At 67.6% G+C, this 25,502-nt stretch carries 26 protein-coding genes and 1 tRNA gene; 16 read left to right on the top strand and 11 right to left on the bottom strand.

Features of this window, described 5'->3' with window-relative positions; genetic code table 11:
* Positions 1-54 precede the first annotated feature (54 nt).
* From RS85_RS02160 to RS85_RS02200, 9 genes are all read left to right on the top strand, one after another.
* Positions 55-1,092, top strand: a complete 1,038-nt coding sequence (locus tag RS85_RS02160; protein WP_046011779.1) for a substrate-binding domain-containing protein — start codon at positions 55-57, stop codon at positions 1,090-1,092.
* A gap of 76 nt (positions 1,093-1,168) precedes the next feature.
* Positions 1,169-2,668, top strand: coding sequence for a sugar ABC transporter ATP-binding protein (locus RS85_RS02165; RefSeq protein WP_046011780.1), 1,500 nt, complete (start codon positions 1,169-1,171; stop codon positions 2,666-2,668).
* Entirely contained in the window at positions 2,665-3,735 is a 1,071-nt protein-coding gene (locus RS85_RS02170; RefSeq protein ID WP_152642310.1) for an ABC transporter permease, read from the top strand. The genes RS85_RS02165 and RS85_RS02170 overlap by 4 nt, the downstream gene beginning before the upstream one ends.
* Positions 3,736-3,966: 231 nt before the next feature.
* Positions 3,967-4,365, top strand: a complete 399-nt coding sequence (locus RS85_RS02175) for a hypothetical protein (protein ID WP_046011781.1) — start codon at positions 3,967-3,969, stop codon at positions 4,363-4,365.
* A 35-nt stretch (positions 4,366-4,400) separates the two neighbouring features.
* Positions 4,401-5,063 (top strand): hypothetical protein, encoded by a 663-nt coding sequence (locus RS85_RS02180; RefSeq protein ID WP_046011782.1) that lies wholly within the window; start codon positions 4,401-4,403, stop codon positions 5,061-5,063.
* Between the two features lie 105 nt (positions 5,064-5,168).
* Positions 5,169-5,498, top strand: a complete 330-nt coding sequence (locus RS85_RS02185; RefSeq protein ID WP_160298605.1) for a YciI family protein — start codon at positions 5,169-5,171, stop codon at positions 5,496-5,498.
* A gap of 81 nt (positions 5,499-5,579) precedes the next feature.
* Positions 5,580-5,912, top strand: coding sequence for a YciI family protein (locus RS85_RS02190; RefSeq protein ID WP_046011784.1), 333 nt, complete (start codon positions 5,580-5,582; stop codon positions 5,910-5,912).
* A 4-nt stretch (positions 5,913-5,916) separates the two neighbouring features.
* The gene (locus RS85_RS02195; protein ID WP_046011785.1) at positions 5,917-7,236 is read left to right on the top strand and encodes an RNA polymerase sigma factor; all 1,320 of its coding nucleotides are present in this window, start codon (positions 5,917-5,919) and stop codon (positions 7,234-7,236) included.
* 334 nt (positions 7,237-7,570) lie between these two features.
* On the top strand, positions 7,571-7,981 hold the full coding sequence (locus RS85_RS02200; RefSeq protein WP_046011786.1) for a hypothetical protein: 411 nt from the start codon (positions 7,571-7,573) through the stop codon (positions 7,979-7,981).
* 11 nt (positions 7,982-7,992) lie between these two features.
* Here RS85_RS02200 and radA read toward each other — a convergent pair whose 3' ends face one another.
* Positions 7,993-9,357: a DNA repair protein RadA gene (gene radA / locus RS85_RS02205; RefSeq protein WP_046011787.1), complete on the bottom strand. Its 1,365-nt coding sequence runs from the start codon at positions 9,355-9,357 to the stop codon at positions 7,993-7,995.
* Between the two features lie 100 nt (positions 9,358-9,457).
* Between radA and RS85_RS02210 the strand changes: the two genes are divergently transcribed.
* Genes RS85_RS02210 through cydC form a run of 5 tightly spaced genes read left to right on the top strand, consistent with a single transcriptional unit; the run spans position 9,458 to position 15,944 of the window.
* Entirely contained in the window at positions 9,458-10,129 is a 672-nt protein-coding gene (locus tag RS85_RS02210; RefSeq protein ID WP_046011788.1) for an ArsR family transcriptional regulator, read from the top strand.
* On the top strand, positions 10,116-11,531 hold the full coding sequence (locus RS85_RS02215) for a cytochrome ubiquinol oxidase subunit I (protein ID WP_046011789.1): 1,416 nt from the start codon (positions 10,116-10,118) through the stop codon (positions 11,529-11,531). Before RS85_RS02210 ends, RS85_RS02215 begins: the two co-directional genes overlap by 14 nt.
* A gap of 14 nt (positions 11,532-11,545) precedes the next feature.
* Entirely contained in the window at positions 11,546-12,574 is a 1,029-nt protein-coding gene (gene cydB / locus RS85_RS02220; RefSeq protein WP_046011790.1) for a cytochrome d ubiquinol oxidase subunit II, read from the top strand.
* Positions 12,571-14,235, top strand: coding sequence for a thiol reductant ABC exporter subunit CydD (gene cydD, locus RS85_RS02225; RefSeq protein ID WP_046011791.1), 1,665 nt, complete (start codon positions 12,571-12,573; stop codon positions 14,233-14,235). The genes cydB and cydD overlap by 4 nt, the downstream gene beginning before the upstream one ends.
* Positions 14,232-15,944, top strand: a complete 1,713-nt coding sequence (gene cydC / locus RS85_RS02230) for a thiol reductant ABC exporter subunit CydC (protein WP_082087448.1) — start codon at positions 14,232-14,234, stop codon at positions 15,942-15,944. Before cydD ends, cydC begins: the two co-directional genes overlap by 4 nt.
* Before the next feature lie 12 nt (positions 15,945-15,956).
* Here the strand turns inward: cydC and RS85_RS02235 are convergent, their stop codons facing one another.
* Positions 15,957-16,733, bottom strand: a complete 777-nt coding sequence (locus tag RS85_RS02235; protein WP_046011807.1) for a hypothetical protein — start codon at positions 16,731-16,733, stop codon at positions 15,957-15,959.
* 112 nt (positions 16,734-16,845) lie between these two features.
* Between RS85_RS02235 and RS85_RS02240 the strand changes: the two genes are divergently transcribed.
* Together RS85_RS02240 and RS85_RS02245 are read left to right on the top strand one after the other, a co-directional pair.
* Complete coding sequence (locus RS85_RS02240; RefSeq protein WP_046011792.1) at positions 16,846-17,892, top strand: hypothetical protein; 1,047 nt, start codon at positions 16,846-16,848, stop codon at positions 17,890-17,892.
* Between the two features lie 51 nt (positions 17,893-17,943).
* Positions 17,944-18,034 (top strand) — tRNA-Ser (locus RS85_RS02245).
* Between the two features lie 436 nt (positions 18,035-18,470).
* On the opposite strand, the gene RS85_RS02250 is transcribed toward RS85_RS02245, so the two are convergent.
* The 9 genes from RS85_RS02250 to RS85_RS19185 form a co-directional block, all read right to left on the bottom strand.
* The gene (locus RS85_RS02250; RefSeq protein ID WP_046011793.1) at positions 18,471-18,974 is read right to left on the bottom strand and encodes a hypothetical protein; all 504 of its coding nucleotides are present in this window, start codon (positions 18,972-18,974) and stop codon (positions 18,471-18,473) included.
* A 30-nt stretch (positions 18,975-19,004) separates the two neighbouring features.
* Complete coding sequence (locus RS85_RS18865) at positions 19,005-20,309, bottom strand: NucA/NucB deoxyribonuclease domain-containing protein (protein ID WP_052703289.1); 1,305 nt, start codon at positions 20,307-20,309, stop codon at positions 19,005-19,007.
* Positions 20,310-20,842: 533 nt separating this feature from the next.
* Positions 20,843-21,631: a hypothetical protein gene (locus RS85_RS18870; RefSeq protein ID WP_052703291.1), complete on the bottom strand. Its 789-nt coding sequence runs from the start codon at positions 21,629-21,631 to the stop codon at positions 20,843-20,845.
* A gap of 176 nt (positions 21,632-21,807) precedes the next feature.
* Positions 21,808-22,053: a hypothetical protein gene (locus tag RS85_RS02270; RefSeq protein WP_046011795.1), complete on the bottom strand. Its 246-nt coding sequence runs from the start codon at positions 22,051-22,053 to the stop codon at positions 21,808-21,810.
* A 174-nt stretch (positions 22,054-22,227) separates the two neighbouring features.
* Positions 22,228-22,704, bottom strand: coding sequence for an adenylyltransferase/cytidyltransferase family protein (locus RS85_RS02280; protein WP_200894775.1), 477 nt, complete (start codon positions 22,702-22,704; stop codon positions 22,228-22,230).
* Positions 22,705-22,911: 207 nt separating this feature from the next.
* Positions 22,912-23,991 (bottom strand): hypothetical protein, encoded by a 1,080-nt coding sequence (locus RS85_RS18875; RefSeq protein WP_235282303.1) that lies wholly within the window; start codon positions 23,989-23,991, stop codon positions 22,912-22,914.
* A 5-nt stretch (positions 23,992-23,996) separates the two neighbouring features.
* Positions 23,997-24,806, bottom strand: a complete 810-nt coding sequence (locus RS85_RS02290) for a hypothetical protein (RefSeq protein WP_152642311.1) — start codon at positions 24,804-24,806, stop codon at positions 23,997-23,999.
* A complete protein-coding gene (locus RS85_RS02295) occupies positions 24,787-25,185 on the bottom strand; it encodes a hypothetical protein (RefSeq protein WP_327037198.1) in 399 nt (132 codons plus the stop codon). The genes RS85_RS02290 and RS85_RS02295 overlap by 20 nt, the downstream gene beginning before the upstream one ends.
* A 185-nt stretch (positions 25,186-25,370) precedes the next feature.
* The coding region (locus RS85_RS19185) for an integrase core domain-containing protein (RefSeq protein WP_152642312.1) at positions 25,371-25,502 on the bottom strand (132 nt) is incomplete at its 5' end.

Consider the following 25,502-nt stretch of genomic DNA (forward strand, 5'->3'; position numbering starts at 1 on the left):
CACACAGCACCCGGTCGTCATGACCGGCCATCGCACGAAGACGAAGGAGTCTCAATGTTCGCCACACGCAGCCGCCTCTGGGCGCGAACTGCCGCGGGCGGGGTCGCCGTTCTGGCTCTCGCCGCGCTCACCGCCTGTTCCTCCGGCATGGAGACGGCAGACCCGGCCACCGGAGACAAGGGTCCCTCCGACGGTCCCCTCACGATCGCGCTGATCCAGAAGCAGGGCGACCAGCAGTACTTCATCGACGAGGCGAACGGCGCGAAGGAGGCCGCGAAGGCCGACGGCGACGTCACCATCAACGTCGTCGACGTCAGCACCGACTCGAACAAGGCGATCTCCGAGGTCGAGGCGGCGATCGCCCAGGGCGTCGACGCCATCATCATCGTCGTGCCCGACACGCAGATCGGCCCGCAGGTCATTCAGCTGGCGACTGACGCCGGCATCCCGATCATGGCCGCCGACGACCCGATCGTCGACGCGAAGGGCGACGACGCTCCCTTCACCGGCTTCGACGGCACGTCGATGGGAGAGCAGGTCGGCGCGGACGCCGCCCGTCTCTACCAGGAAGCCGGATGGGCAGCTGCCGACACCCGCATCCTCTCCGCCTACAAGCAGGACCAGCCGAACTGTGTGGAGCGGGTCGACGGCGCGGTCGCCGCCTTCTCGGAAGCCGTCCCGGACGGCCCCGAGGTGATCGAGGTCGGCACCGACAACTCCGCCACCGACGCACAGGACAAGGCCGGCGCCATCATCACCGCCAACGCCGGTGTCAAGCACTGGGTCGTGTGGGGCTGCAACGACGAGAACGAGACCGGCGTCGTCACGGCGCTGCAGAACTCCGGCGTCGCGCCCGCTGACATCATCGGCGTCGGTCTCGGCGCCTACCTGACCTGCAAGGACTGGAACGCCGGACAGGAGACGGGCAACAAGTCCGCGCTGTTCATCTCGGGCGTCGAGGTCGGCAAGGCCGCCGTCACCTCGATGGTCGACCTGCTGCGCAACGGCACCGAGCTGCCGCCGAAGACCGTGGCGAACACCGAGATCGTCGACGCCTCCAACTGGGAGGAGAAGGGCGTCGTCTGCACCTGACGCCTTCCGGGGGCGGCCGCGCGAGCGGTCGTCCCCGTCATCGATTCGCATCGTCACCCCACCCTGAGAGGCACGCATGACTGAGCAGGCCGCAGCGCTGAAGGCGCACGCGATCACCAAGTCGTTCGGTCCCGTCCACGCCCTCCGCGGCGTGGACCTCGAGCTCCGCGCCGGAGAGGTCACCGCCCTCATGGGTGAGAACGGCGCAGGCAAGTCCACGCTGCTGAAGATCCTCGGCGGCGACTACCGCCCCGACGGCGGCGAGCTGCTGCTCGCGGGCGAGGCGACGGACTTCACCGGTCCGGCGGACGCCCGAGACGCCGGGCTGCGGGTGATCGCCCAGGAGCCGGAGATCGTGCCCTGGGTCTCGGTCGCGGAGAACATCTACATCGGCACTCTCGGCTCGGTCGGCTTCCGTCGCGGACAGCTCGAACGGAACGCCACCGAAGAGCTGCGCCGCTGGGGCTTCGACCGGGTCATCGACGCCCGCACGCTCGGAGCCGACCTCTCGCCCGCGCAGCGGCAGATCGTCGAGATCATGCGCGCCGTGATCGCACGGCCGAAGGTCATCTGCTTCGATGAGCCGACCTCGTCCCTCGGCGACGAAGAGGTCGCGCTGTTGTTCGCCCTGATCCGCCGGCTCAAGGCCGACGGCGTCGCGATCGGATACGTGTCGCATCGCATGGGCGAGATCTTCCAGCTCGCCGACCACATCACCGTGCTGCGTGACGGCGCGTATGTGGGAACGAAGGCCGTCGGCGAGACCGACCACGACGAGCTCGTCCGCATGATGGTCGGCCGCGACCTCACCCAGTTCTTCCATCGCGAGCCCGCCGCTCTCGGCGACACGGTGCTCGAGCTCGACAACGTGTCCAACGACATCGTCCACGACATCTCGCTGACGGTGCGCGCCGGCGAGGTCGTCGGCGTCGCCGGCCTGGTCGGCGCCGGGCGCAGCGAGCTCATGAAGACCATCGCCGGCGATCTGCTCGTCACGGGCGGCGAGATCCGCATGCACGGGGTGCCGCGACGATTCCGCAGCCCTCAGGACAGCATCCGCGCCGGCATCGGCTTCGCGCCGGAAGAGCGCAAGGCCGAGGCCCTGCTGCTCGATCGCAGCGTGCGCGACAACACCGCGCTCGCGGTGCTCCGCTCGCTCTCGCGGTGGATCTTCGTGAAGGATGCCGCGGAGTCGGCCCTCGCGCAGAGCTACATCGAGTCGCTGCGCATCCGCACGCCGAGCCCGGAGCAGCTGGTCGGACGCCTCTCCGGCGGCAACCAGCAGAAGGTCGTGCTCGCACGGTGGCTCGCCACCAAGCCGAAGCTCCTCCTGCTCGACGAGCCCACGCGCGGCATCGACGTCGGGGCGAAGGCGGAGATCTACGCGATCATCGATCGCCTCGCTCACGAAGGGGTCGCGGTCATCGTGGTCTCCAGCGAACTTCCCGAGGTGCTCGGCGTCTCGGATCGCATCTATGTCATGGCCCACGGGCGCATCACGGGAGAGCTCCCGCGTGCCGAGGCAACCGAAGAGAGCATTCTCGCGCTCGCGATGGACGAGGAGGTCGCCGCATGAGCGACGACGCACTGAAAGACGACGCACTGAAGGACGGCGCCGTGAAGACGGCGACCACGACCACCACCGCCCCTGCTCCGACGGCGGGAGGCCCGTCGCCGCTGAAGCGGCTGATCAGCGGGGTCGGCGCGCAGAACATCTCCCTGATCATCGCGATCGTGCTGGTGGTCGCCGTGATCGGGTTCCAGAACCCGCTGTTCTTCAGCGTCGGCAACCTGAAGGTGATCGGCACCGCGATCGCCATCATGGGTCTGCTCGCGGTGGTGCAGACCATCGTGATCATCCTCGGTGCCCTCGACATCTCGGTCGGCTCGATCGCGGGTCTCACCTCGGTGACGTCGGCGATGCTGTTCACCGCCGCGGGTCCTGCGGTCGGAGTCGTCGGCGCGATCGGCATCGGCATTCTCTGCGGACTCGTCAACGGCTGCATCATCGTGTTCGGGCGGGTGAACCCCGTCATCGCGACCCTCGCCACGCTCGCTGCGTTCAAGGGCATCGCGCAATTGATCTCGGACGGCCGCGCCCAGGGGTACACCGGCGCCGACCCCTTCTTCGTGTTCTTGGCCCGCGGCGGTGTCGCCGGCATCCCGACTCTGATCCTGGTGCTGCTGATCGTCGCGCTGCTCGCGCACATCGTGCTGCGCTACACCTCGTGGGGTCGCAACATCTACGCGGTCGGCGGCAACAACATCGCCTCCCGACTCGCGGGCATCAACATCAACCGCTACATCATCGGCGTCTACATGGTCACCGGTGCGATCGCCGCGATCGCCGGCATCCTCATCACCGCACGGACCGGGTCGGGGCAGCCGATCTCCGGATCGGAGGGGCTCGAGCTGCAGGCGATCACTGCGGCCGCGCTGGGCGGGGCTGCGCTCAAGGGTGGCAAGGGAACGATCGCCGGCACCATCCTCGCGGTGATCCTCCTCGGCGTGCTCACCAACGGAATGACGATCCTGGGCGTCAACTCGTTCTGGCAGAACGTCGCCCAGGGCGCGCTCCTCGTGATCGCCGTCGTGATCCAGCAGCTGCGATCCGGCGAGCGTCGTATCGGAATTCCGGGCTGATCGCCCGGTCGGTCGCACGGCAGGCCACCGTTAGTCCAAAAGGCGATCGCGTTGTCCCCCGAAAGGCGGACAGACAGGCAGCAAAGACCATCAGTATCCTCACATGACTACATAAGTTAGGCATACGAGCTATGAGTCCTATGCCGTCAACCTGAGAGCGAACGATGTCTACTGCACGCTCTGAGCAGCACGATGCGCCGTGCGCGTGAAAGACGTCGAGGAGCGGTCGGTATGCTGGCCGTCGTCCTCGCTCTCTCGGGTTGCGCAGAAGCACCTCCGCCAACGCCGAGCCCGACCGGACGACCTCTCGGGTCTTTTCTAGGCGGCACGTTCGAGGCGGTCACGCGGGAGATCCCGCCTGACATCTTCGTGATCATCCAGGACGTCTCGGTGCTCGCGGACGCGGATCCGACCTACACGGCAGTGAACTACGGCAGCCCTGAGTGGACCGTCCTGGCCCTCTGTGCCGACCGGCCCCACCTGGGAGCGGCGACGTCTGTCGAGGTTGCCGTGATCCCCCATTCAGTCGCGTCGAGCACGATGATCGCAAATGCCCGAGAAGGGGCTTACAGCGAATCGGTGACGTGCGGAGATCGACCGTACCGGGCCTCACCGGAGTCCTCGGGCTGAGCGGTTCCTCCCACTCGATCGCATAGCCTGGACACATGCCCCGTCACTCCGCCGCCGTCTATCGTCGACGGCGCCTGGTGCTCCTGATCGGCCTGATCCTCGTGGTCGCCCTGATCGGCGTCTCGGTGTGGCTGCTGATCGCACGGCCATGGGCAAATGCCGCTGCCGGCCCCGCGCCGACCAGCTCCGCGACACCCGAGGACACGCCGACGCAGACAGCGACTCCCGGCGCGACTCCCGGCGCGGAAACGCCCGCGCCGACACCCTCGGGCGAGTCGACCCCCGCGATCGTGGCCTGTGAGGCGGAGGACATCGAGGTGACGGCGGTGACGGATGCCGATACCTACCCCGCCGGCGTCACGCCTCGGCTCTCGATCTCGCTGACGAACAACGGCTCCACCGACTGCACGATCGACGTGGGCTCGACCACGCAGGTGTTCACGGTGTCGAGCGGTTCCGATGTGTGGTGGCGCTCGACCGACTGCCAGGAGAACCCGAGCAGCATGATCGCGACCCTCGCGGCCGGCACCACGGTGACCAGCAAGGACCCCGTGGTCTGGGACCGCACGCGCTCGAGCGTCGAGACGTGCGCGGCGGAGAACCGCCAGCGTGCGCCGGGCGGTGGCTCGTCGTTCCACGTCTCTGTCTCGATCGGCGGGTTCACGAGCGTGACGACGAAGCAGATCCTGCTGTACTGATCCGGCGCGTCGCCGTCACCTGATCACCACGGTGTCCTCCCGATACGGCATCATCCGTCGTACGGGTGTACACCGAACGGAAACAGGAGGACGCTCATGCGTTACATGATCAACATCTTGACCGACGACGACGCCCGGAAGCAGTGGGCTGCGGATGCGGCGATGTTCGACGAGGCCCACCGGGCCGTCCATCTCGAGCTGCAGAAGACCGGAGAGCTCGTCGACTCCAACGAGCTCGATCAGGAGGATGCCACGGTCATCGGCACCTACCGCGGCGAACCGATCGCCACACGCGGGCCGTTCACGGAGGGCGCGGAGATCATCGGCGGGTACTACATCGTCGACGTGGCCGACCGGGAGCGGGCCGTCGAGATCGCCGGTCGTCTGGCGGAGACGCGCTTCTCACCGGTCGAGATCCGACGTTTGATGCACTGAGAACTTTCGTCCCGAAGTGTCCTCCGGGCCTTCTCGTCCCCGTCGTCATGACGAAGAATCAATCCGAGAGGGAGAGAGCACATGGAATATCTGCTGTTCATCGTCAGCGACCCGGCCGCCCCGGCGTACGTGCCCGAAGAGGACAACATCGAGGAGTGGGCGGCCGAGGTGGAGACCCGCGGGGTCGCCCGGACGGGCAATCGGCTGCGACCGCCGTCCGATGCGACCACGGTGACGGTGCGAGACGGCCGGACGATCCTCACCGACGGCCCATTCACCGAGACGAGGGAATGGATCGCCGGGTTCGACCTCATCGATGTCGCCGACGTCGACGAGGCGATCGAGATCGCGGCGAAGCACCCGATGGCCCGCTTCGGTCGCGTCGAGGTGCGCCCCGTCTGGCCGATGGAGTGACCGGATGACCGACTCGACGGCGATCGCCGAGGTGCGCCGCGTGCTCGCCTCGACGGTCGCCGTCGAGCGTCTGCGGATCGTGGCGACGCTGATCTGTCGCACGGGGGAGTGGGACCTCGCGGAGGATGCCGTGCAGGATGCCGTCACCCGCGCTCTGACCGTCTGGCCGGATCGCGGCATCCCCGACAACCCCGGCGCGTGGCTCACGACGGCCGCGCGGAACGCGGCTGTCGACGCCCTTCGCCGGGCCGCGACCGATCGCAGGACGGCGGCCCGCGCGGCCATCGAGGCGGACATCGATCGTGAGGATGCAGAGGCGCGCGGCGCGGCATCTGCCGCAGAGGATGAGGGCGTGGTCGACGACGATCCGCTTCGGCTGATCTTCACCTGCTGCCACCCCGCCCTGCCGATGGAGGCGCGCGTCGCCCTGACCCTGCGCACTGTCGCCGGGCTCGAGGTCGACGAGATCGCGCGCGCCTTCCTCGTGTCGGAGCCGGCGATGCAGAAGCGCCTGGTGCGGGCGCGCGCCAGGATCCGTGATGCGGGGATCCCCTACCGCGTCCCGCGGGAGGAGTACCTGCCGGAGCGTACGCAGGGAGTCCTCGCGGTCCTCTACCTGCTGTTCACCGAGGGATACGCGGGTGGGGGCGTGCTCGTGCGGACCGAGCTGTCGGAGGAGGCGATCCGGCTCGGACGACTGCTCGCCACGCTGATGGCCGGCTCACCGCTGCTGCCCGAGGTGCTGGGACTCCTCGCCCTCATGCTGTTCCAGCACTCGCGCGCGGAGACCCGCCTCGATGAAGCGGGCGATCTGGTCCTGATGGAAGACCAGGATCGGGGAAGGTGGGATGCCGCCATGATCGGTGAAGCGGTGGCGGCGCTCGCTGCCTCGGAGTCCGCGCGCCGACAATTCGACAGCGTCGTCGGACCGTATCGCCTGCAGGCGGAGATCGCGCGCCACCATGCGACCGCCCCGTCACCCGAGTCGACCGACTTCGCGCGGGTGGCCGAGCTCTATGCGCGGCTGGCGCGAGTGGCGCCCTCGCCGGTCGTGGACCTGAACCGCGCGGTGGCCGTCGGACTTTCGGAGGGCCCGCTCGCGGGACTCGCTCTTCTCGACGCGCTCGAGGACGCACGGTTGGAGAGCTACCATCTGCTGCCCGCGGCTCGGGCCGACATGCTGCGCCGTGCCGGGCGGGACACCGAGGCCCTGGTGCACTATGCCCGCGCACTCGATCTCGCCCCGTCCGATCCGGAACGGCGGTTCCTCGCACGTCGGATCGCGGAACTCCGGCAGAGCGGCGGCGATCGTAGTTCGTTGTGAATCCCCCCTCCGAACTTCGAAAAGCACTGTCGATCGTGCTCCACGATTCGGAATACTTCGACATCAGAGGTTTTGTGCGACGGGTGCAGACAGGAACCGCTCTTTGGGATACCATTGAGTGACTCTCCGCACTAGCGGCACATGCCATCCCCAGTGGCGTCGAACTACAGCGTCCCCAGCGCTTCGACATCGCCGTTCGAGAGTCCGAGGGCCCTCTCGAGTACCCCAGTCCCCAATGTGGGACTCGAGAGGGCCCCAATCTTTTCTCGGGCGGCTCTTTTCGCCGCCAGCGGATGCCGCGCACTGCGCCGCCGACCGTGAATAAGCTGGTGACATGGCAGCGAAGAAGGCGAAGGCCTCGAAGAAAAAGCCCGCACCGGAAGACTTCCGATCGGATGCTCTGGCCCACGCCCTCGAGAAGCAGGATGTCGCCGCCGTCGCCCTGGCGCTCCGTCACGGCACGACCGTCGTGCCCCTGAACTCGCCGGGTGCACGCGACAACCCGCTCGACAGCGGCGAGGTGTGGACCTACCGCGATGCGAAGACGGGCGACCTCGCGCTGCTGCTCTTCAGCGACGCGAAGAACAAGCCGGCGAACCTCCCGCCCGGCGTGGGCATCTACACCGCGGACTGGCTGCGGAAGTTCCTCGCCGCGCATCCGATCACGACGGTGTTCCTCGACATCGCCGGCCCCCACCCGATGCAGGCTGACCCGGTCGAGCTGCTCAAGGCGCTCGACGCGTAACCCGGGGGAATCTAGAACGGAGGGATGTCGCGTTGCTCGCGCGGACCGCGTTCGCGCGCCTTGATGTCTTTCAATGCGCCGACGAGCGTCTTCGAGCGGTCGTCGACGACCTGGTCGTAGCCGAGGCGCGATGCCTCCGACCGGCGCTGTGCGGCCTGCGTCACGGGACGGATCTCACCCGCCAGGCTCAGCTCGCCCACGGCGGCCACCGTGCGCGGCACCGAGGTGCGCTGAACGGATCCGGCCACGGCGATCGCGATCGCGAGATCCGCCGCCGGTTCGGTGAAGCGCACGCCGCCGACGGTCGACACGTAGACGTCGAGGTTGCTGGTCTTGATGTTCGCGCGCCGCTCGAGGATCGCGAGCACCATCGCGACGCGCGACGAATCGACGCCGTGCACGATGCGCCGGGGGTTCGGCGCCGTCGACGGCACCGTGAGCGCCTGCACCTCGACCGGCAGCGCGCGTCGGCCCTCGAGGGAGATCGCGACGCACGTGCCCTCGGCCGTGGACTTCGAGAGGAACAGCCCTGACGGGTCGGGGACCTCGGCGATGCCGGCACCGGTCATCTCGAAGCAGCCGACCTCGTCGGTGGGGCCGAAGCGGTTCTTGAGCGCGCGGATGAAACGCAGCGAGGTCTCCCGGTCGCCCTCGAAGTGGCAGACCACGTCGACGAGGTGCTCGAGCACGCGAGGACCCGCGACCTGACCGTCTTTCGTCACGTGGCCGACGAGGATGATCGGAAGGTCGCGGTCTTTCGCCACCCGGATGAGAGTCGAGGCGACCTCGCGCACCTGGCTCGGCTGGCCGGCCGCGCCGTCGGACAGCGACGACGAGACGGTCTGCACCGAGTCGACGATCACGAGCTGCGGCTGCACGTCATCGATGTGGCCGAGGATCGTCGCGAGATCGGTCTCGCTGGCGAGGTAGAGCTCGTCGTGCAGTGCCCCGGTGCGTTCGGCGCGCAGGCGCACCTGGCCGGGGGACTCCTCGGCGCTCGCATAGAGCACCCGCCGCCCGCCGCGCGCGGCCTGTGCCGCCACCTCGAGCAGGAGCGTCGACTTGCCGACGCCCGGCTCGCCGCTGAGCAGGATGGCGGCGCCGGGCACGATGCCGCCGCCGAGCACGCGGTCGAACTCTCCGACGCCGCTGGTGCGACGTGGAGCATCCTGCGTGGTGATCTGCGTGATCGGCCGAGCCGAGCGCTCGGCGGTGGGAGCGAGCGCCGTCACCCGGCGCAGGATGCCGGTCGGAGCCGCCTGTTCCTGCACCGTGCCCCACTGCTGGCACTCACCGCAGCGACCGACCCACTTCGCCGTCGTCCACCCGCATTCCGTGCAGACGTACGCCGGAGGAGCGGATTTTCGGGTGGCCATGCCCCCAGGCTATCGCCGGCATCCGACATCCCTATCGGAGAGGGCATTATTCACGGCCGCACGCCTCGATCCCGCAGCAGACTGCGGGGAGGATGGAGTCATGCGCAACGGCGGGCCCGTCTGCGGGCCGATCTCGACCTTCTCACGGGTGCAGCTCCTGCACCTGCTCTTCGAACACGCCAGGGTCCAGAGCCGTCCCCAGCGCACCATCGGGGAGCTGAGCGAGGCGACCGGCCTCCACCCGAACACGGTGCGCGAGCACCTGCAGCGCTTGATCGACGGCGGCTACGTGATCGCCACGACCGAGCACCGCACCACCCGCGGTCGGCCGCGTGTGCTCTACAGCGCGGCGACCGGCGCCCCCGGAGCATCCAGCCCCGTCGCCCAGCACAAAGCGAAAGCCGCCGCTCGACGCGGCGACCTCATGCGGCGGATGCTGCCGGGTGCGGCATCCGATCTGAGTGAAGCGGCGATCTACCAACTGGATGCGCTGGTCGAGCACCTGGAGGAGAGCGGCGTCGAACCCGTCGTCGACGACGAGCGGCTGACCGTCGACCTCAGCCCGTGCCCGCATGCGGCGGGCCGCCCCGAGGATCGCGCGATGCTGTGCCAGGTGCACCTCGGCCTCATGCAGGGCGTGCTGACCGAGGCCGGCGGGCCGCTCTCCGCGGAGTGCGTGCGGGTATCCGGACGACCGTCGGACTGTGTCGTCCAGCTCACAGACACACAGCAGCTGACCGACCGAACAGGAGTCGCGCATGGAATGGCTTGACCCGCTCGTCCTCTCTCGATGGCAGTTCGGGCTGACGACCGTCTACCACTACCTGTTCGTGCCGCTCACGATCGGGATGGCGCTGGTCGCGGCGATCTTCCAGACCGCCTGGGTGCGCACCGGCAAGGTCCATTACCTGCACCTGACCCGGTTCTTCGGCAAGATCTTCCTCATCAACTTCGCCATGGGCGTCGTCACCGGCATCGTGCAGGAGTTCCAGTTCGGCATGAACTGGTCGGACTACTCCCGCTTCGTCGGCGACGTGTTCGGCGCCCCGCTCGCCTTCGAGGGCCTGCTCGCGTTCTTCTTCGAGGCGACCTTCATCGGCCTGTGGATCTTCGGCTGGGACAAGCTCCCGCAGAAGCTGCACCTCGCCACCATCTGGTGCGTCTCGATCGGCAGCATCCTCTCGGCGTACTTCATCATCGCGGCCAACTCGTTCATGCAGAACCCGGTCGGCTACGTCTACAACCCCGAGACCAACCGCGCCGAGCTCACCGACTTCTGGGCGCTGCTGACGAACCCCGTCGCGCTCGCCGCGTTCCCGCACACGATCTTCGGCGCGCTGATGTTCGCGGCGGGAGTCGTGATCTCGGTGTCGGCCTGGCATCTGGCTCGCGGGCAGCACTTCGACACCATGCGCATCTCGCTGAAGTTCGGCCTCTGGGCGATGATCTTCTCCACGGCCGGGGTGGTGCTCACCGGTGACCAGCTGGGAATCGCGATGTACGCCGCGCAGCCGATGAAGATGGCGGCGGCCGAGGCGACCTTCGACACGGTCTGCGGCGCGGACGCCTCGTTCAGCCTCTTCACTCTCGGCACACCCGACGGCAGCTCGGAGCTGTTCTCGATCCGCGTGCCGTACCTGCTCTCGCTGCTGTCGACGCACACCCTCGACGCGTGCGTGCACGGGATCAACGACCTCAACGCCCAGTACGCCCAGACCTACGCGGCCACCGGGCTGACCGAGTTCGCGCCGGTGCTGTGGATCACGTACTGGGCGTTCCGCTGGATGATCGGCCTCGGCATGGCCGCCGGCCTCGTCGCCGTGATCGGCCTCTGGCTGACCCGCAAGAGCGCGAAGAAGGAGCCTGCGCAGTGGATGTGGAAGCTCGCGATCTGGTCGTTCCCGCTCGCCCTCTTCGCCAACATCATGGGCTGGGTCTTCACCGAGATGGGCAGGCAGCCCTGGATCGTCTTCGGACTGATGAGCACCCGCGACGGTGTCTCGCCGGGTGTCAGCGGCCTCGAGGTGCTGATCTCGCTCATCGCGTTCACGGCGATCTACGCGGCGCTCGCCGTGGTGGAGATCCGCCTCATCATCCGGGCCGCGCAGAAGGGGCCTGACACCGAAGAGCAACCCCACGACGAGACGGCCCAGCTGCCGTCGGTCGTCTACTGAGAGGAAGGAGCATCATGGATCTCGCCACGCTCTGGTTCTGGCTCGTCGGCTTCTTCTTCGTGGGGTACTTCGTGCTCGACGGCTTCGACTTCGGAGTCGGGATGTCGCTGCCCTTCCTCGGGCGCAACGACGTGTCGCGCCGCCAGGTCATCAACACGATCGGCCCGATCTGGGACCTCAACGAGACCTGGGTCATCGTCGCCGGCGCCGTGCTGTTCGCGTCGTTCCCGGAGTGGTACGCGACGCTCTTCAGCGGCTTCTACCTGCCGCTGCTGCTGATCCTGCTCGCGCTGATCCTGCGCGGCGTCTCGTTCGAGTACCGGCACCAACGAGAGGACGCGGCGTGGAAGCGCCGCTTCGACCGGATGATCGTGATCGGCTCGGCCGTGCCGGCCTTCCTCTGGGGCGTCGCCTTCGGCAACATCGTGCAGGGGGTGGCGATCGATGAGAACCACATCTACGTGGGCGGCTTCTTCGCCCTGCTGAACCCGTACTCGCTCGTGGTCGGCCTCACGACACTGCTGGTCTTCTTCCTGCACGGCGTGCTGTTCGTGGCTCTCAAGACCGACGGTCAGGTGCACGACGACGCCCGGCGGCTGGTGAAGATCGCCGCTGTGCCGACGATCGTCGCGGCCGCCGCGACCGTGCTGTGGACGATCGGTATCGCCTCGGGTCGTGAGGCTCCGATGCTGTTCCCGGTGGTCGTCGCGGGGGCGCTCGCCGCAGTCTCGCTGATCGCGGCGGTCGTGTTCTCGCTGCGGGGGCGCGACGGCCGGGCCTTCGCCGCAGGAGCCGCGACCGTGCTGTTCGCCGTCGTGATGCTCTTCCTCGCGCTGTTCCCCTTCGTCATGCCGTCGACGATCGACCCGGCCTACAGCCTCACGATCGCCAATGCCTCGAGCACGCCGTATACGCTGCAGATCATGAGCTGGACCGCGCTGATCGCCCTCCCGCTGGTCATCGCGTACCAGAGCTGGACCTACTGGATCTTCCGCAAGCGCGTCACGCGCTCGTCGATCGAGGCGGCGCCGGCACACGCATGAAACCCGTCGATCCGCGGCTGCTGAGGTACGCGGGTGCCGCACGCGGTTTCCTCGCGGCATCCGCCATGATCGGCGTCGTCCAGACCGCCGTCACCGTCGCATTCGCCTGGCTGCTGACGGATGCCGTCACCGGCGCGCTCGCCGGGCGGGATGTCTCGGGCTCGCTGCTGTGGCTCCTCGCGGCGGCTCTGCTGCGCGGCACCCTGATCGCGGCGTCGGATGCGGCGGGAACGCGTGCCGCGGCGAAGACCGGGATGCAGTTGCGTTCCGCGCTCATCGCGGCCGTCGGCCGTCTCGGGCCGGGGTGGCTCGCGCAGCGGAACCAGACCGCCCTCGCCGTCACGGCGGGGCATGGGCTCGAGGCGCTCGACGCGTACTTCGCGCGGTACATTCCGCAGCTCGTGCTCACGGTGATCGCGACGCCCGTGATCGTCGCCGTGATGTGGTGGCAGGACTGGCCGAGCGGACTCACCGCGATCATCACGCTGCCGCTGATCCCGCTGTTCCTGATCCTGATCGGCATGGCCACGCGCACGGTGCAGCAGAAGCAGTGGCAGACGCTGCAGCGCCTCGCGGCACGCTTCGCCGACACGGTGCAGGGGCTGTCGACGCTGCGGCTGTTCGGACGGGATCGGCGAGCCGCCGACCGCATCGAGACCACGGCCGACGAGTATCGGCGCGAGACGATGAAGGTGCTGCGCTTCTCGTTCCTGTCGGGGTTCGCGATGGAGCTGCTGGCCTCGATCGCGGTCGCGCTCATCGCGGTGGCGGTCGGGTTCCGGTTGTTGTCCGGAGAGCTGTCTCTCGAGGTCGGGCTGTTCGTGCTGCTGCTCGCGCCCGAGGCCTTCCTGCCGATCCGCCAGGTCGGGGTGCAGTTCCACGCGGCGGCCGAGGGCGTCGCGGCGACCGAAGACGTGTTCGATGTGCTCGATCAGGCCGAGGGTCGGCGGCCGGCCGTTCACAATTCAGCAAGAATTTCGACTGAGGGGGCGGACACGGCTCGGCAGGCCACCCGGCCGAACATTCTTGCTGAATCGTGCACGCGTGATCGGCGGCTCGAGGTGTCAGGTCTCCGCGTCCGTGACCTGCCGCCCGTGTCGTTCACCGCCGCTCCCGGCACGATCACGCTGATCGAGGGGCCGAGCGGTGCGGGGAAGTCGAGTCTGCTCGCTGCCCTCCGAGGCGCGACGGACTTCGAGGGCACCACGACCTTCGCCGGACGCGACGTGCGTGCACTCGATCCGGCCGCGTGGCTCGCATGGGCGGGACAGAAACCCGGTCTGCTCCGCGGGACAGTGGCCGAGAACGTCGCCCTCGGCGACCCGCACCCCGATGCCGACGGCATCCGCGCTGCTCTCGATGCCGCCTGCGCAGACTCGATCGAGCCGGAAAGGATGCTCGGCGTGCAGGGCAGCGGGTTGTCGGGCGGGCAGGCGCAGCGCGTCGCCGTCGCGCGCGCGCTCTACCGGCACGCATCCGACCCCGGCCGGGTGCTCGCACTTGACGAGCCCTCGAGCGCGCTCGACCCTGAGACCGAGGCGCGACTCTGGCGATCTCTCCGAGAGCGGGCGGATGCCGGAGCGACGATCCTCCTCGTCTCGCACCGCCGGTCGGCACGCGAGATCGCCGACCAGGTCGTGGCGCTGGGGGTGAGCGCATGACCCTTCGACAGGCTCAGGGACCCACGGGCGGAGCTCAGGCGCCGAAGCGTCAGGCGACGGATCAGCGAGTCCGAGACGTGCTCCGCCTCGCGCAGCCTCCCCTCGGGCGCTTCCTGCCCGGCCTGGTCTGGGGCGTGCTTTCCGCGGCCGCCGCCGTCAGCCTCCTGGCTGTGAGCGGCTGGCTGATCGTGAGCGCCTCGATCGTCGACTCGCTCGTGCCGCTGTCGATCGCGGTCGTCGGTGTGCGCTTCTTCGCCGTGTCGCGGGCTGTGACCCGCTACCTCGAGCGGCTGAGCGGGCACGACGCCGCGCTACGCCAGCTCGCCTCGACCCGCGCCGACATGGTGCGCCGCCTCATCCCGCTGTCTCCGGCCGGCCTCGGCGGGACCGACCGGGGTCGGGTGCTCGCCGCGCTCGTCGACGACGTCGAGAACCTGCAGAACCTGCCGTTGCGTGTCGTGCAGCCGCTCGCCGTCGCGATGCTCGTCGCACTCGGGGCGGTCGGGTTCCTCGCCTTCGTGTCGCCGCCGGCAGCGCTGACGCTGGCGATCTGCCTGGTCGTCGCCGTCGCAGCCTCGATCGGCCTCGGCTGGGTGTTCGGTTCCCGCGCCGAGGCGCTCGTCTCCGCACGGCGAGCAGATCTCTCGGCCGCGCTCGTCGACTACTTCGGCAGCCTCGACGTGCTCCTGGCCTTCGGCGCCGAAGAGCAGGCACGCGCGCGCATCGCAGACGCGGATGCCGAGCTCCGGCGGCTGGTCTCGCGGGCCTCGCTCGCGCAGGCGGTCGCCGCCGGGGTGGTGTCGGCGGTCGCCGGAGCCGCATCGGTATGGGCGCTCGCCGCGGCGGCACCGGGCCTCTCCACCGGCGCGATCGACGGGCCGTGGCTGGCGGTCGCGGTGCTCGTGCCGATGGTGGTGTTCGAGATCTTTGGCGCGGTGCCGATCGCCGCGGCATCCTGGCGCAGCGTGCGGTCGAGCGCCGAGCGCCTCGTCGACGTGCTCCCAGAGCGGATGCCGGACGAGCTGAGAGCGGATGCCGGTGACGATGCCGAGATCATCGGCCCCCCGGCGTTGCGGCTGCGCGGAGTGCGGGCGGCCTGGCCGGGCGGCGCGCCGGCGCTGCAAGGTGTCGATCTCGATCTGCGACCCGGCGAGCGGGTGCTCGTCGCGGGGCCGAGCGGTGCGGGGAAGAGTTCGCTCGCATCCGTGCTCGTCGGCTTCCTCCGCGCCGAGGGCGAGTATCTGCTCGACGGTCGGGATGCTGCGTCGCTCTCGGGCCCGGTGCTGCGCCGGACGATCGGGCTGTGCGAGCAGAGTCCGCAGCTGTTCGACGAGGACATCCGCCAGAACCTGCTGTTCGCGCGGGACACCGCGACCGACGAGGAGCTGCTCGAGGTGCTCGACCGGGTCGGCCTGGGGGAGTGGGTGCGCGAGCGGGGCGGACTCGACGCGCGGGTCGGCGACCGTGGCGCCCTGGTCTCGGGCGGGCAGTCGCAGCGCATCGCCCTGGCGCGCGCTCTGCTGCGCGGCTTCCCGGTGCTGGTGCTCGACGAGCCGACCGCGGGGGTGGATCCGGAGGCATCCGACGCCCTGCTGCGCGACCTGCTCGGCGCGGCCGGTGAGCAGTCGGTGCTGCTGATCTCGCACGTCGCCCCGCCGGAAGGGACGGTAGATCGCGTGGTGCGCCTGGAGGGCGGCCGGACGGTCTGACCGCGGGGCGGCTCAGCCGTACAGCGGAGTCGGCGGCTCCATCACGATGCCCTGCGCCTCGAAGGCGCGGCGGCGCTCCTCGATGCGGCGGTGCAGCTCGACCTGCGCGTCATCGACGAACTGTGCATCCAGCTCGACCGTCGGTGGATGCGGGTCGCCGTGGTGCGCGGCGATGTAGGCGTCGAGTTCGGGGCCGCTCGTCCACGAGGTGATGAGCGCGTAGCGCGGTGCCGTGCCGCGGTGCCAGACCGCGTGCCAGAAGCGCTGCGTGTCGACGATGATCCGTGAGCCTCTGCCGAGCGGCAATCGCACCTCGGTCGCCGGATCGAAGCGGTCGGAACGGAGGATCAGCATCGATGCGGTGTCGTCCGTCAGGTTGAAGAACCCGCGCACGACCCAACCGGTGCCCTCGTCGTTGAGGCGGTTGTTGTCGTCCTGGTGCAGGTTGTAGATGGCATCCGCGTACTCGTTGGGCTGCAGCTCGATCACCCGGCAGCGTCCGACGCCCGCGCCCGGTTCGAGGGCCCACTGCTGCAGCGTCGGCGCGGTCGCGACCTGGGACGCGATCCAGATGCCGTCTTTGTCGGTGCGGGGCGGCGTGTGGTTCCAGAAGCCGTTGCAGTCCACGGCGCCGGCGTAGCTGGTGAGAGGCGCGAAGCGCGTGATGCCAGAGGAGCGCCAGCGCACGTACTCGAGGTCGAGCCATTCGGCGGCGTCGACGGGTGCGGGCTGGTCGTCGAGGACGACGTAGCCGGTCTCCGCCAGAGCGTCGGACGTGATGAAGCCCATCGTGCGCATCCTTCCGTCGGGTGCTTAGGCCATCCTAACCGGCGACCAGTTCGGGCTGTCGGAGGTAGGAGCCGGGAGAAATCGTTCGGGATGCCGCCGATATTCTGGATGGATGACTCAGCCGCAGGGTGCCCTTCTCGTGGGCAGTGTGAACTATGACGACGCCGAGACCACGATGCGCACCGCCGCCGAGCTGCTCGGCTCGCACCTGCGGCGGCTGCCTGACGGTGAGGTCGGCAAGCGGTTCCACTGGATCATGTTTCAGCCCGACGTGATCGGGCAGGCCGAGGGCATCGAGCGCGTGGGAGACCAGCCGATCCCGTTCCCGGCCGGCATCGACGCCCGCGGACTGCGCATCGCGGAGGGGACGGATGCCGCCGCCATCGAGCTTCCGCCGCTCGGCTATGCGTCTGCGGCGATCGAGTCGTACGCGGTGTTCACGCGCCTTCGCGAGGAAGGCGCCGTGGCGCACGGCATCCGATTCCAGGTCTCCCTGCCGACGCCGCTCGCGGTGATCTCCTCGTTTTTCGGCGGCGACGATCGCGCTGCGATCGAACCGGTCTACACGGCCGCCATCCTGCGCGAGCTCGACGAGATCCTCGCCGCGATCCCGCACGAGGACCTCGCCGTGCAGTGGGACGTCGCGAGCGAGATGGGCATCATCGAGCGCGCTGCCGGCTACGGCGCCGTGATGGAGGCGTGGTGGCCGGGTGATCCGTTCGACGGTCTCGTCTCCCGGCTGGCCGCGCTGGTCGACGCCGTCCCCGCGGACGTCGAGGTCGGCGTGCACCTCTGCTACGGCGACGCGGGGGAGAAGCACTTCTTCGAGCCGACGGATGCCGCGAACCTCGTCCGCTACGCGAACGCCGTAGTCGCGGCATCCGCTCGCGAGATCACCTGGCTGCACCTGCCCGTGCCGATCGAGCGCGACGACGAGGGATACTTCGCGCCGCTCGCGTCGCTCGTTCCGGTGACGGAGCTGTATCTCGGACTTGTGCACCGTGAGGACGGAGTCGAGGGGGCTGCGCGGCGGATCGCCGTGGCATCCGCCTTCGCGCCGGAGTTCGGCGTCGCGACGGAGTGCGGCATCGGCCGGGCGCCGGCCGGATCGACCGAGGGGATCCTCCGGACGCACGCGGAGGTCGCATCCGCCTGGTGATGCGCGTTGCTCGATTCGCGCGTCGGCCCGCTCTCGCGTAAGCTATTCCGCGGTGACGTGTCCGAGCGGCCGAAGGTGCAACTCTCGAAAAGTTGTGTAGGGTAACCCCCTACCGTGGGTTCAAATCCCACCGTCACCGCCACCACGAAGGCCCCGCATCCCATGGAAACACTGGGATGCGGGGCCTTTGTCATGCTCGAAGTGCTGACAGCAGTAACGCAGCAGTAACGGGCCGAGATCACCACCCGCCTGCGTGATCGGGATCCTTTCGTAAATGCGTCCAACAGCGGCGAACCTGTGACCACGGCCGCCTCGTCTTCGCGCAGACGGTCGGCGACGATCGCGCGCTTGCGACGGATCACGCAGCGAGAAGAGCTCGGACGAGATCCGAGAGCTGGCCGTCAACCAGCCGACTGCGGGCGAAAGACTGATCATCACTCGTCGAAGGTGAACGGCACAGCGCCTCGAGCGCACCGCTCACCGACTCTCTTCACTTATCGTCCGGATGCGCACCTGGACACGTCGAACCCCACTGCCCTCATCGGGCGGCGGGGGTTCATCTTTTCGAAGACCGTTCGTCAGCCGACGACTGGCTTCGACGCTCGACGGCTCGCTGCAGTGCGACTACTCGAACGCCACGAGACCTTCTCACCCTCGTCGGCCGGCCAAATCTGGACGAGGTACTGCTCCGTCGGCTCGGAGACGGCGAGGTCGAAGTTCGCGTCCCGACCGGTGGCCGAAACACGGATGCGAACCAGCTCCGAGTCGCCTGGGGCGAGGTCAGGGACATCCTCAGCGGGCAGCTCCATCTCGCCGTGAACCGTCACGGGCGCTCCGCTGACTCGACGAGCAGGAAACTCGGCGACGTCTTCCCACCGGATGTCGTCCTCAGTAGGTCGAGTGTCGAGCGGCTCGACGTCGACCGTGACAGGACCCATGAAGACGCCGGTCACGATCCGCACACTCTCTGGGGGGATCACCATGATCAGGCCGGTGTCGTGAAGATCAGAGGAGGGCGATGCGGCGACTCCTTCGATGACCAGCACGCTGTTCATCGCCGACGCTGTGATGCGATGCTGCATCGCCCTCCCCTTCCGATCCGGTTCTCTACGTCAGAGGATCTCGACGTAGAAAGCGTCACCGTCGATGACGCGGCTTGGCCCGAATAGTACCGAGTTCATCAGGCTGCCCGCCTGGCTGTTCTCGTTCGCGTTGATCATGCACACGCTGTACCCCGCGGCGCCCGTCGACGGCGGATTGACCAGTGCGACCTGGCACCAGCTCTGCGTCCGAGCAAGACCGCCGCTCAACGCTGCCCCCTCATAGGTGGATGCGAACGGGTACTCGTCACAGGACTTCCCCGTCGGACGCGGAAGCGACGACGGGCATGCAGTGTTGCGGTTCGCCGCCTGCTGCGTCGCGTTGACCATCCGGTGAAGCGGGTTGGCAGAGGAGCCACCCTTCAGCCCCGAAGCCTGAGCTCCGGAAACGCGGGCGCCGAACTCGACGAAGGACGTTCCGTCGTAACGGATGACAGGCGTGATGCTCGGGACCACGCACCCGATCACTGCCCGTCCGGGAACAGCGTTGTCGCAGCGCACCTGAGCTGCCGGGCGGTTGAGCGATGCCGAGGTCGTCGAACCCGGAGACTTGAACGTGATGCTCCAAGAGGGCGTCCCGTATGCGGCAGTTCCCGTCGCACCGGTCCACTCCCAGTACGACTCGCCGTCAGCGTTACCCATCGCGGCAGGCGCCTGCGCGGGGAACGACTGGCTCGCCTGCACGCAAGGTCCGCCGGTGCATGTCGCGACTCCGGAGATCTGCGTACCTGCCGCCTGGCCGGTGATGATGGTTGGCGAGACCCTCATCTGGTTGGCCCAACGGTTGAGGCTGGTGTCCATGTAGATGTAGTTGTAGAACTGCATCGTCCCGACCACCGCTCCGGGGACACCGTTGGTCACCTGGTGGACAGTGAGGGTCCCAGAGAAGATGCCGCACATGTTGGTGCGGTTGGCGAAGTACTGATTCTGCACGCCCGCCTCGAGGCGCCAGGCAGGAACGTTGACCATCGCGAACGGCTGGACATCACCGCGACCAGCCTCATCGAGCGGAACATCTGCAGGTTCGGTGCCCATCTCGATACAGAGCACCTGATCTCCGGCCTGCGTACAGCTGTCCTGTGTGGAGCGCATCGCGTCGCCGGTCTCGACTGTGATCGGCTCCACCTCGTCGCCGACGGATACCGCGGCCGTGAGATCTGGCGGGGCCGGCGCTTCGATCGGGGCGGAGGTGGTAGAGGGCGCAGGGACAGCGGCCTGCGCGGGGGCGGCCAGCGCGCCGACGATCATCATCGATCCGGCGATGGCTCCCAGAACAGCGAAGGCGCGTCTTCCGACGCGCCCATGTTGGATCTGCATTGATGCTCCTCACAATTCACTCCGGAGGACTCCTTTGCAGAACCTCCGCAGCTGATTCACCAGAGTGTGGCGACCATCGTCCTGCCGCAAACGATCGTTTTCGGTAGCTGTCCGCTCGGCGGCATGAGCCGTCCGCCGATAACGTGAGCCAGAGTGCGACCCGCGGAATTGCGGCTGGCCCCAGGGGGCAGATGTACTGACTCGGTGATCTGCGGGCGCGCGAAAGCAGGTAGTGCCCAACCGAGGTGACTCGGTTGGGCACTACCTGACGGAAGGGGCGTCTTACAGAGTGCTGTGCCGAGCGCGTCGACGCCTGATCACGAAGATGGCGATGGCGGCGAGAATGCTCACCACGCCGCCTGCGAATAGCAGAACGTCCTGCGCCCGTACTCCGGCGTCAGGGCCAAGCTCATCCACCTCGTACCCGTAGGCGGTCACGCTGAACGTCCATGCGATGAGCAACGCGACGCCGATCACGATCAAGCCACCGATGAGAAGCCGAGAGGATTGCTGAGATTTCTGAGTCATAAGGATCACCAATTGCAGAGTTGGGGATTGACTCCCCACCATTCGTTGGTTCCACGATAACGCGCGAGGTTCCACGGGTTCTTACCGGCTGCATAGACCGTGTGGCAGTCATACTGCTGTCGAATCGTTGTTGCTGTGCTCAACCCCTTGGACACGGCTTCACTCCAGCCCTGGTCGCGCATGATCTGTGCTCCAAGAGCGGGATCATCCCCGCCACCGAGTCCATAGCCCAGAGAAACGCTGTGGCCGAATGAGGTCTTGGTGACCGAGTAGCGGCGCTGGCCCTGCTCCCAGCCGAGGCCGACAGAGCTGATCAGTGCCTTGCCGGCGTATGGGTCAGCGATCACGGGGTAGGCGAATCCTGCGTGGTCGACGACCTGCGTCAGGGTGTTTCCGTTCACCTCAAAGTGCGTCGGAACGGTGGTGCCGTTTGCGTCGAGCGCCCACGGTGGGGTTACGGCGCCGCTGTACTGACCGGCGGCATCGGTGATGACCACAAAGCCGTCTTCCCCCAGCTGGAGGCTGGACCCTGCTGAGAAAACGTAGTCGAAACGGGTGGGAGCGTCGGCTGCCTCGAGCACGGTCGTGATCTGTACTGATCCATCGTCCTTGACAGCGGGGACCAGCTCTGCACTGCTCCCCGCTGAGTACACGGGGAGCCCGCTCGACGGTGCTACGTCCAGGACGCCCGATTCGATCGGGAGGACAATCGAGAGCGCCGGGTCGAGGTCGTTCTCGAGGACCAGCGGGTCTGTGAGAGCGTCGGGGAGCCTGACGGACGCGCCGTTCACCATCTGATCGACGGGAACAGACTCTCGCTCTGCGGCGTGAAGGTCAGCGGCGGGTGCCAGGTTATCTAGAACGTCAGGGGCGCAACTGAAGCGCCTTCGGGAGATCGAGGCGAGTGTCGCTGCGGGGCCGGATCAGGAGCCGTGATCAGTTGGCGCATCGCGGCGTGAAGCCAGCAGTTCTAGACGAACACCACTACCCATGCGAGCAGGACTACCGCTGCAGGGACGAGCGCGAGAAGAACGCTGCGAGGTCTTTTCCCGCGCAGCGCGAGCACCGTCATCCAGACGACGAAGAGAGTCGCGACGCATGCCACGATCGTCGTGATCCATCCGGTTTGATAGGTCAGCGCCTCGCCCGAAGCGCTCTCCCACTCGCAGTACCTGCCGGCGGGGAACGCCGTCTTGTGACCTTCAACGAGCGACACCTCTCCTTGAGACGCCGCATCGGCCGCTGAAGTACTGGAAGACGGGCATCGCCAGGATGGGCAACACACCCAGGCAGGCGAAGATGAAGTACACGAGGGAGCTCCCGGGCGTTGCGGCCCGGGAGCTCCGTTCGGCTTGCTGATTCGTTGCCTCAACCATGAAAAACTCTCGCGTCACGCATTCGCGACCCGTTCGGCTTCTTTCTCGGCCACGATCTTTCGTAGACCTGAGCTGGAGAACCGGTGATCTCGGCCGTTGAAGTACAGCTCGATCCCACTCGTCTCGCAGTATGCGCGTCCTGTGAAGTCGCGGTCGCGGTACTCGTCGCCGACGACGCGCACGTCGAGCTTGAACGAGCGAAGGATGTCCTCGAGATCTTGCTCCGTCGAGTACGGCACGATCTCGTCCACATACTGGCACCCGCGCAGCTGGATGTACCGTTCGACAACGGTCTGCGTCGGTGCGTTCTTCTCGGGACGATCCAGTGTCGGGTCCATCTGGAGACCGACGATGAGGTAGTCGCACTGGCGCTTCGCCTCGGCAAGCATCATGATGTGCCCGGCGTGCAACAGATCGAACGTGGAGAACGTGATCCCCACGCGCGGGCCAGGGTTGTAGTCTCGCCTCTGAATCGTGGACTCCTCAGACAACGCGTCTCCTTCGATCGGTTCCAAATCACCCTACTTGTCCCCGGCGATTCCGCCGGTGCCGGTCACGAGGAATGGCCCGTACACGCGTAGTTGATCGCGCGACGCAGTTCGGGTCACTGCCGCGGCGAAAAGAGCATCACGTTTAGGCGAGGCCTTGCGAGGTGTTTCGGCTGGTAGCTGCCCCGGCGCTGCCCGAGGAGGGTAGCCTCAGCCCTCGTCGAGGGGCGGCGCGAACTCGCGCGTCCGCATGACGGCTTCGACGCCGAGGAAGCCGGCGAGGTGGACGACGTCGTTGCCTCCCATGACGCGGTTCAGCGTGAACTTCCTCGGGAACTGCTCGAGGAGCGGGTTCTCGCCGTCGAACGTGCGCTCAGTCTTGAGCGCGAAGATGCGCGTGGTGTCGAGAGCGCGGAAGCTGTCGATCGCGAGAATCGATGTCTCGATGCTGCCCCAGAGGAGCCGGTCGAACTCCTTCTGGTGTGTCCAGTGCTGGCGGATGCGTTTCGCGATTCCCGTCGACGAGTTGGCCACGCCGACATACACCTGGCAGTACTCGTCGAGCACCATGATGTAGATCCCGGGGACGCCGTCCCACTGCGCGAGATCCGTGACCTCGATCATGCCGCGCCGGCTGGCGGCGGCCGACTGCAGCGCCTGCTCGAACTCTTCGCGGTCGAGCGAGGCGAAGTGGGCCATGTTCAGATCGAAGTTCGCCAGCGCAGCCTCGCGCATCGCCTCGCACCATGCGTCTGAGCGGATGCGGTGCTCCGCGTCGTCGTAGTCCTTGTCGACGGCGTCCCAGAACTCGGGGTCGTCTTCTCGGTACATGCGCGACAGGGACGAGCGCTTGTTGATCCTCGCGTACGTGTCGCGCGAGAGCCTGAGACCGAGGCCGCGTGTGCTGCGCACCGGGCCACCGAAGTGGATGGCGGATTCCGTTGAACCGGGCCGCGGGCGGTTCTTGCGGGGGATGGCGATACTGACGCCCCAGACCTTGCGAACCAGTCTCGTCTGCCAGCGGTGCCAGATGAGCGTGTGACCGGAGTCCGTCAGCGCGTGGAGCGTCGCGTTCGCATTCGGGCCGATCCCGACGTCGAAGATGCGCGCGGGGTCGAACTCGAGGTGCTCGCCGTCGGGGATGAGACCGGCGCTGGTCAACTCGAACGGGTCAGCGTCGCGCACGAGGTAGCCGGACTCAGCGAGCTCGTGGCGCAGCTCCTGCGCTGCCTGGGGCCGCGGCGCCCACACGTGTGTCTCGCGAGGCGTGACGGTGATCTCGAGGTCCATCGCGATCACCGCGACTTGATCTTGCAGTGCACCTGAGCAGCCTTGTAGGCCGCGTCGTCGTCGCGGATCGGTTCAGTAGCGAGCACCTTGGCGGGCTCATCGAGTCCGCTGTCGACCTGGCGCATCCAGTACGCCCAGCACAGGCCCGACCCCTCGGTCGGGCGGCCGTGCTTGGACAGAAACTGAATGCCGAGCGGCAGCGTTCCGTCGTCGAGCTGGACGTGTTCCCGAATGACGCCTGCGATCGCCGTGGTGAGCACGCGGTCATCGCCAGGGAGGTCGGCGAGGGTGAGCGGCTTCTCCGAGTCGCCGTCTTTCGTGGGCCAGGGGCCGGTGAAGAGGTCATGGATGGCGGCGATGGTCTCCGTCGCCGAGGCATCGATCCACCAGCCGTCCGGATACTCGAGCGTGTACAGCGCGCGGCCGTCGCGGAAGGCACGGGGTAGCCACATCGCCTTCATGTTGCCGGCTTCGTCCCACTCGGAGACGATGTCGTTCCAGTAGTCGTCGAGGCTCATGCCCACGGCATCCGCCGCTGGCTGCAGTGCGCGGCGCTCGGCGTTGATGTCGGTGCGGTACGACGCCAGCAGCTCCATGAACGCGGTGACGCGGTCGGCGCTGCTGTAGATGGTCCGTCCGATGGTGTCGTAGCGGCTCCAGCTGCCGGGGTCGTCACCCGACTCGCGGGGCTTCGGGGCCAGGGCGCCGTAGGACTCTCGGGCGATCCGGAACGAGGACACCGGACCCGCAACGAGTGCGAGTCCGGTGTCCTGGCAGATGCGCCGTGTGCCCGGCTCAGCCACTGAAGCTGTCATCGATCAGGGCCTGGGCGGCGTTCCCCACGTCCTTGAGGCGGTCCTCTCGGATGGCCATGATCGGGGTGTCGTACTCGAGCCAGGGGTTCGCGCCGATGAACCAGACGCGAGCGACGTGCTCGCCTTCGACCTCGGCGACCTTCTGCCACTGCTCGTATGCGAACACGAGGCGCTTCACGACCTCGGGACCCGGCTGAGGGCCGGTCTCCTTGGCCCACTTGTAGGAGGCCTTCGTGTCCTTGGATCCGGCGAGGGTCGACACCAGCGTGCCGCCGAGCGCTGCGTTCAGGCGACGGGTGACCTCGCGAACGTCGAGCTTGATCACTCTCTTGTGCGCGCTGTGCTTCGTGGCCGTTGCGATCGGCTTGCCGTTCATCATGCGACCTCCTCTTCCGTGACTCGTAGTCACACTCTACTCCGGTGACACTGGAAAAGCTATGAGACTGCCACTAGAAAAACACTATGTCGACACCGTACTTTCAACCTTAGTCTGCTCTCCGAAGAAAGGACAGACTGCGGAGTACCGGGGACTCTAGGTTGAGAGCAATTGACCGCGCGGTCCATCTAGCTGTTCTTCCCCGTGAGGTTGTGAACGCGGTCTGAGGGTGTTTGGCCGCCGATGCCGGTGTGGGGTCTGTGGTGATTGTAGTGATGGAGCCAGGCGTCGTAGGTCGCTGCGCGGGCTTCGTCGCTGTC

This window comes from Microbacterium sp. SA39 (assembly GCF_000967865.1).
In the GTDB taxonomy this organism is placed as follows: Bacteria; Actinomycetota; Actinomycetes; order Actinomycetales; family Microbacteriaceae; genus Microbacterium.

Coding starts and splice junctions, on each gene's coding strand:
- RS85_RS02160 (WP_046011779.1), top strand. CDS start 55: ATGTTCGCCACACGCAGCCGCCTCTGGGCGCGAACTGCCGCGGGCGGG.
- RS85_RS02165 (WP_046011780.1), top strand. CDS start 1,169: ATGACTGAGCAGGCCGCAGCGCTGAAGGCGCACGCGATCACCAAGTCG.
- RS85_RS02170 (WP_152642310.1), top strand. CDS start 2,665: ATGAGCGACGACGCACTGAAAGACGACGCACTGAAGGACGGCGCCGTG.
- RS85_RS02175 (WP_046011781.1), top strand. CDS start 3,967: ATGCTGGCCGTCGTCCTCGCTCTCTCGGGTTGCGCAGAAGCACCTCCG.
- RS85_RS02180 (WP_046011782.1), top strand. CDS start 4,401: ATGCCCCGTCACTCCGCCGCCGTCTATCGTCGACGGCGCCTGGTGCTC.
- RS85_RS02185 (WP_160298605.1), top strand. CDS start 5,169: ATGATCAACATCTTGACCGACGACGACGCCCGGAAGCAGTGGGCTGCG.
- RS85_RS02190 (WP_046011784.1), top strand. CDS start 5,580: ATGGAATATCTGCTGTTCATCGTCAGCGACCCGGCCGCCCCGGCGTAC.
- RS85_RS02195 (WP_046011785.1), top strand. CDS start 5,917: ATGACCGACTCGACGGCGATCGCCGAGGTGCGCCGCGTGCTCGCCTCG.
- RS85_RS02200 (WP_046011786.1), top strand. CDS start 7,571: ATGGCAGCGAAGAAGGCGAAGGCCTCGAAGAAAAAGCCCGCACCGGAA.
- radA (WP_046011787.1), bottom strand. CDS start 9,357: ATGGCCACCCGAAAATCCGCTCCTCCGGCGTACGTCTGCACGGAATGC.
- RS85_RS02210 (WP_046011788.1), top strand. CDS start 9,458: ATGCGCAACGGCGGGCCCGTCTGCGGGCCGATCTCGACCTTCTCACGG.
- RS85_RS02215 (WP_046011789.1), top strand. CDS start 10,116: ATGGAATGGCTTGACCCGCTCGTCCTCTCTCGATGGCAGTTCGGGCTG.
- cydB (WP_046011790.1), top strand. CDS start 11,546: ATGGATCTCGCCACGCTCTGGTTCTGGCTCGTCGGCTTCTTCTTCGTG.
- cydD (WP_046011791.1), top strand. CDS start 12,571: ATGAAACCCGTCGATCCGCGGCTGCTGAGGTACGCGGGTGCCGCACGC.
- cydC (WP_082087448.1), top strand. CDS start 14,232: ATGACCCTTCGACAGGCTCAGGGACCCACGGGCGGAGCTCAGGCGCCG.
- RS85_RS02235 (WP_046011807.1), bottom strand. CDS start 16,733: ATGGGCTTCATCACGTCCGACGCTCTGGCGGAGACCGGCTACGTCGTC.
- RS85_RS02240 (WP_046011792.1), top strand. CDS start 16,846: ATGACTCAGCCGCAGGGTGCCCTTCTCGTGGGCAGTGTGAACTATGAC.
- RS85_RS02250 (WP_046011793.1), bottom strand. CDS start 18,974: ATGCAGCATCGCATCACAGCGTCGGCGATGAACAGCGTGCTGGTCATC.
- RS85_RS18865 (WP_052703289.1), bottom strand. CDS start 20,309: ATGCAGATCCAACATGGGCGCGTCGGAAGACGCGCCTTCGCTGTTCTG.
- RS85_RS18870 (WP_052703291.1), bottom strand. CDS start 21,631: ATGGTGAACGGCGCGTCCGTCAGGCTCCCCGACGCTCTCACAGACCCG.
- RS85_RS18875 (WP_235282303.1), bottom strand. CDS start 23,991: ATGGACCTCGAGATCACCGTCACGCCTCGCGAGACACACGTGTGGGCG.
- RS85_RS02290 (WP_152642311.1), bottom strand. CDS start 24,806: ATGACAGCTTCAGTGGCTGAGCCGGGCACACGGCGCATCTGCCAGGAC.
- RS85_RS02295 (WP_327037198.1), bottom strand. CDS start 25,185: ATGATGAACGGCAAGCCGATCGCAACGGCCACGAAGCACAGCGCGCAC.